The sequence below is a fragment of the Schnuerera sp. genome, from assembly GCF_035459645.1.
Classification (GTDB): Bacteria; Bacillota; Clostridia; order Tissierellales; family Tepidimicrobiaceae; genus Schnuerera.
The window spans coordinates 1-5863 of sequence record NZ_DATHXO010000438.1 but is presented as its reverse complement, the minus strand read 5'-3'; the positions used below and the strand labels follow the sequence as shown (position 1 = coordinate 5863).

The 5863-nt window shown below is 29.7% G+C and carries 5 protein-coding genes; all 5 read right to left on the bottom strand.

Annotated elements, in window-relative coordinates:
* On the bottom strand, nucleotides 1-1739 hold a 1739-nt coding region (gene recJ, locus VK998_RS10355; protein WP_325228051.1), incomplete at its 3' end, for a single-stranded-DNA-specific exonuclease RecJ.
* 39 nt (nucleotides 1740-1778) lie between these two features.
* Nucleotides 1779-2159, bottom strand: a complete 381-nt coding sequence (locus VK998_RS10350) for a LapA family protein (protein ID WP_325228050.1) — start codon at nucleotides 2157-2159, stop codon at nucleotides 1779-1781.
* Between the two features lie 94 nt (nucleotides 2160-2253).
* On the bottom strand, nucleotides 2254-3126 hold the full coding sequence (gene secF, locus VK998_RS10345) for a protein translocase subunit SecF (RefSeq protein WP_325228049.1): 873 nt from the start codon (nucleotides 3124-3126) through the stop codon (nucleotides 2254-2256).
* 11 nt (nucleotides 3127-3137) lie between these two features.
* Nucleotides 3138-4400 carry a protein translocase subunit SecD gene (secD, locus tag VK998_RS10340; RefSeq protein WP_325228048.1) on the bottom strand — a complete coding sequence of 421 codons (1263 nt, stop codon included), beginning with the start codon at nucleotides 4398-4400 and terminating at the stop codon, nucleotides 3138-3140.
* A gap of 41 nt (nucleotides 4401-4441) precedes the next feature.
* Nucleotides 4442-5803: a thioether cross-link-forming SCIFF peptide maturase gene (gene scfB / locus VK998_RS10335; RefSeq protein ID WP_325228047.1), complete on the bottom strand. Its 1362-nt coding sequence runs from the start codon at nucleotides 5801-5803 to the stop codon at nucleotides 4442-4444.
* Between the last annotated feature and the right edge of the window lie 60 nt (nucleotides 5804-5863).

Genomic DNA, 5863 nt, shown 5'->3' with positions numbered 1-5863 from the left:
CTCTTATTACCCATATATTCATTAATATTTGGTGTATATATAATATCAACTTTTATTTTATTATCAATACCTTTAAACATCTTGTTTACTTCATCTGTTCCATATTTCTCTATTAATTTATTTTCAAATTCCTCTATATCGCCAAAATATAGACCATCAATAGTTTTACCTTTTTTTGTTAATAGTAATAGTTTTAGTGCATTTTTATTCTTCCCTAAAATAAACCCTCTTTTTATAGAGATGTTTTTATCGGCAAATAAAGGTTTTGGATTTCCTTTGCCAAATGGTTCCAAAGATTTCAAATCCTCTACTAGATTGAAACTTATATAATCCAACGGCAAATGGATATCTATATAAACTTTAGGTAAAAGGTCTTCTCCACTTAAAGAAGCTTGTTTATTTAGTTTTTCTCTAAAGCTATCTAAATTAGATATATCCAATGATACCCCAGCTGCCATAGGATGTCCACCAAAACTTGATAATAAGTCTTTACATTTGGATATTTCTGCAAACATATTATATTCTTCAATAGACCTGCCAGAGCCTTTTATTCTATTTTCATCTTTTGATTTAGTCAGAATAATGGTAGGTCTATAATATCTATCTTTTACCCTTCCAGCAATAATTCCTACTATACTTTCATGGATATCTGGTTCATATATAATTAATACTCTTTGATCTGAAAAATCTCCTAGCTCTATCTGGTCAATAACCCTTTTAAATCCATCCTCAGTCATTTCCTTTCGTTCTTCATTTAGTTGATAAAGTTCCTCTGCATATTTTTTTGCTAATTGTGGATCTTGGGTTAAGAACATTTCAACAGCAGTTTCAGCAGTATCCAATCGTCCAGAAGCATTAATACAAGGCCCTAATATAAACCCTAATGAATAGGTGCTGATTTTTTTCCCTTCTAGACCTGTTGCCTTGATTAACGCTTTTAAACCAATATTATCAGTATTATTTATCATTTTAAGGCCTTCTGTCACTATTATCCTGTTTTCATCAATTAAATCCACTACATCACAAACTGTACCCATGGCTACATATTCTAGTAATTCATAGGATTCCTCGACATTAATTCCAAATTCATCATAAAGTACTTGTATAAACTTGAAAGCTACCCCTGCACCACATAATTCTTTAAAAGGATAATTACAATCTGGTCTTTTTGGATTAATGACAGCCTCAGCCTCTGGTAATACATATTCTTTATTGCCTTCCTCATCTTCAATATAACTTACATCATGATGGTCTGTTACAATTGTTTTTATTCCTAAATCCTTAGCTAATTGAATTGCATCAAAAGAGGATATTCCATTATCACAAGTGATAATAAGGTCAACCTCATCTTCTTTGGCTTCTTTTACCATTCTTTCATTTATCCCATAACCATCTCTAATTCTGTGAGGTATTATATAATCAACATTCCCACCACATCTTTTAATGCCTTTATAAAGGGTTAGTATAGCTGAATTACCATCTTGATCATAATCACCAGAAATTCTTATTTTTTCGCCATTTAAAATACTTTCTTTAAGTAAATTTACTCCTAAATCAATATCCTTCATAAGTCTTGGATTATGCAGCTTTTTTAAACTAGGATAGATAAAACTGTCCATTAATTTTATATCTTTAACTCCTCTATTAGCCATAATCCTTGCTAACAATTTACTTATTCTTAATTTTTTTGATATATAATCTAAATCTATTTTTACGTTTTTTAAATACCATAATTCCAAAATAAATTCACTCCTATTTGCTCAGTCATTTAAGTCAAATTAATCTTTGGCACTATTATCTATTTCCATATTTTTTTCATCTTGTTCTAAGTATGTATTATTAGCAGCCGGTTCTTCTTTTAAAGATTGAATCTCATTTTCCTTTTCTTCCAATAAAATATTTAACTCATCTTTTTCTACTACCATGAGATTCAACTTTTTATTTAATTCCTTAATCTCCTTTTTAAACTTTATATTCTTCATAGTACCCAAAATAGATACAGTTACAGCTCCTAAAATTGCAGAAGCAAATATTACAATAGCTTGAGAAACCTCTACTTTTGTAAATATAAAATCAATTAACACCTTGTCCCCGTTCTTCAGCGCAAATACCGCAACTATAGCTGCAAATATTAATGAAAAAACGAAACCTTTTTCCATAACATCCCTCCTCACCGAATTTATTAATATATATTACAGGATTTTTACCCAATAAACAAAGGTTTAACTACATAAAACTGCCATAGTGGCAGTTTTATGCTTTTTTAGTTTTGAAGATTTCTCTATTTTTAAGGGCATACCAAATTGGACTTGCAATAAACAAAGATGAATAGGTCCCAGAAAATATACCAAATATAAGGGGTAATGCTAATACCTTTACATCTTCAACACCAACGATATATAAAATTATTACAGCTACCAATGTAGTTATAGAAGTATTAATAGTTCTTGTCAATGATTTTTTAATACTTAGATTAACCAAATCCTCGAGAGAAAGTCTTGGACTAAGCTTGGTTTCTTCTCTAATTCTATCGAATATAACTATAGTATCATTAATAGAATATCCAATAGTAGTTAATATAGCCGCAATAAAAGCATTATTTGCTGGTATTCCGAATATAGCATAAATTGATAAGATAATTAACACATCATGAAATAATGCTACAATGGCAGCTATAGCAAATTTCAATTCAAATCTCCAGGTTATATAAATTAACATTCCTACTGCAGCAATAATAGAAGATATTACCGCTTTTTTCTTTATTTCATCTCCCATAGTTGCCATAAATTTTTCTGATTGAACTCCATCTGTTTTTACATCATATTTTTCTACAAATATGTTGACTATTTCATTAATTTTTTCATTATCAAAATCTTTATTACTCTTAATTATTATTTCATCTTTATTGTTACCTACATGGACAATACTTGCATTACTATCATAATTATCCATAATTTCTCTTAATTCGTCAACGGATACCATTCTCCCAATTTTAATTTGAATGGATGTACCACCTGTAAAGTCAATCCCATAATTCAACCCTTTAGCTACCATCATTATCAAACCTATTATAATAATAGTTGAAGAAATTACATAAAAAACCTTTCTTTTATTAATGATATTCATATTTTCACCCCTTAAACTCCATACAATTTTGTATTCTTAGTATTAGAAATTTCGACTGTTAGTTTTAATAAATATTTAGTAATAAATACAGACGTTATCATAGAAGCTACAATACCTAAAATTAACGTAACTCCAAACCCTTTAATAGGACCTATCCCAAAATAATATAAAACAAAACCGGCTATCAAAGTTGTTATATTAGCATCTAGAACTGAAGTTAAAGCCCTTTTAAATCCGTGATCTATAGAAGCTCTAATGGATTTTCCATTCTTTATCTCTTCCTTTATCCTTTCAAATATTAATACATTAGCATCCACTGCCATTCCAATAGACAGAATAAGTCCTGCAATACCTGGTAATGTTAATTTTACACCTAACATTTTCATTGCATAAACGACGATTAAAATATAAATAGTAAGTCCAATATTTGCTACTAATCCAGGTATTCTATAGATAATTAACATATATAAGAATATAAACAGTATAGCAATACCTGCAGCTTTAATACTTCTTTCAAAAGCTTCTAATCCTAAAGTAGGACCAATAACTCTTGATTGAAGAGCTTTCATTTCCACTGGTAAGGCACCAGCTCTGATTAAATTAGCCAGATTACTAGCTTCCTCTATGGTAAATTCACCAGAAATAACTCCTCTACCATCTCTAATAGGATCTTCTACTATAGGAGCTGAGATAATCTCTCCATCCAACATTATATATATAATTTTTTCACCTACATTTTCTTTTGCAGCTAATTCAGTAGTTGCTTCAGCAAATTTAGTAGAACCTTCTTTGTCAAACTCTAAAGAAACAACTGGTTTATCTCCAAAATCTGTTTGTTGAAATCTAGCTTCAGAATTTTTAACATTCTTTCCAGTTAAAACCTCATTTCCTAAAGGATCGATAAATTGCAACTGAGCAGTTTTACCTATAATATCTATAGCCTCTTGGGGATTATCTATACCTGCCAGTTCTACCCGAATTCTTTTATTACTTTCCTTTACAATACTAGGTTCTGCAACCCCTAAACCATCTACTCTTTTATTAATTACCATAATAGTTTGGTCTATAGCTCTATTGAGTTCAACACCTTCTAAATCGGTTTCAGCCTCTAAAATAACATATACTCCACCAGCCAAATCCAAACCTAAATCAATAGAATCTTTCATATTAGTAATCTTCATCTTTCCAATATCTACACCATATAATGCAGTATAAGAAGCCAAACCTACTATAACGATAATCAGTACAAATAGTAGAGTTTTTTTCATATTCATTACTATTACCTCCCATGCTAAATTTAGCTAATAATCTTTATCTAATCATTACAATTTGCCAAAATAGAAATAGCACATTCAATTCGTTTCTTCTCCATTTCGCAACCAATTTTGTAGGGTTTCATTATATCCTTATTGGTATTATAAGCATTAGCATGACATCCACCACTACAATAAAACTTAGCCCAACAATTTCTACATTCTTCTTTATTGAAAACATTGGCTCTTTTAAATTCTTTCCTAAGTTGTGTATTATTAATCCCATTAAAAACATCACCTATTCTAAAGCTTTTGTCGTCTACAAATTGATGGCAAGGATATAAATCTCCGTCTGGAGTTACAGCCATATATTCAGAACCTGCACCACATCCTACAGCCCTTTTTGCTAAACAAGGACCTTGATTTAAATCTATCATAAAATGGAAAAATAGAAAATCTTTATCCTTTTTTTTAATTTCAATATATTCTTTAGAAAATTTTTCATATTCTTCTAATACAGTTTCCATATGTTCTTCCCTTAAAGCATATCCCATATCTGGGTCTGTTACCACTGGTTCTATAGATGTCATTTTGAAACCATTTTGATAATAATCTAATACATCTTTAGAAAAATCTAAATTATAGCTAGTGAAGGTTCCACGAATAAAATAATCCTTGTCCCCTCTTTTATTAATAAGTTCTTTAAATTTAGGTAATATTATATCATAACTACCCTGACCAGTTACAGTTTTTCTCATATTATCATTTATTTCTTTTCTACCATCTAAACTCATTACCACATTATCCATATGCTCATTTATAAAATCTATTTTATCCTCATCTAATAAAACTCCATTAGTAGTGATGGTAAATCTAAAATGTTTATTATTATCCTTTTCCAATTCTCTTCCATAGTATACAAGCTCTTTTACTAAATTGAAATTCATTAATGGTTCTCCGCCAAAAAAATCAACCTCTAAATTTCTTCTATTGCCAGAATTTTCTACTAAAAATTCTAAGGCTCTTTTTCCCACATCTAAGCTCATCAAAGACCTGTCCCCTTTAAAATCACCTTGAGATGCAAAACAATAATTACATCTTAAATTACAATCGTGGGCAACGTGTAAACAGAGGGCTTTTATTACATTATCCTCATTATATTTTATATCCATCATATTTGATTCATCAGAAAAGAGAACTCCTTCCTTTTCTAATATTTTGATTTCCTTATAAGCTTCCGATATAGTATCTTTATCATATTTTTCAATTAATAAGTTAATAATCCCATCCAAAGTATTGGTTTCATAATAATCCAATATATGATAAACTACATCATCTACTATGTGAACTGCTCCGCTATTAATGTCTAGTACAATATTTTTGTTATTTAAATTATACTTATGAATTCTTTCGCTAATTGCCATAATAATCCTCCTAATATCCATTACCTTGAAATTAAAAAGGAGTGGTTAAAACCACTGCCT

What these genes read in the sequence shown, in the direction of transcription:
- scfB (WP_325228047.1), bottom strand. Translation starts at nt 5,803, where the DNA reads ATGGCAATTAGCGAAAGAATTCATAAGTATAATTTAAATAACAAAAAT.
- VK998_RS10350 (WP_325228050.1), bottom strand. Translation starts at nt 2,159, where the DNA reads ATGGAAAAAGGTTTCGTTTTTTCATTAATATTTGCAGCTATAGTTGCG.
- secF (WP_325228049.1), bottom strand. Translation starts at nt 3,126, where the DNA reads ATGAATATCATTAATAAAAGAAAGGTTTTTTATGTAATTTCTTCAACT.
- secD (WP_325228048.1), bottom strand. Translation starts at nt 4,400, where the DNA reads ATGAATATGAAAAAAACTCTACTATTTGTACTGATTATCGTTATAGTA.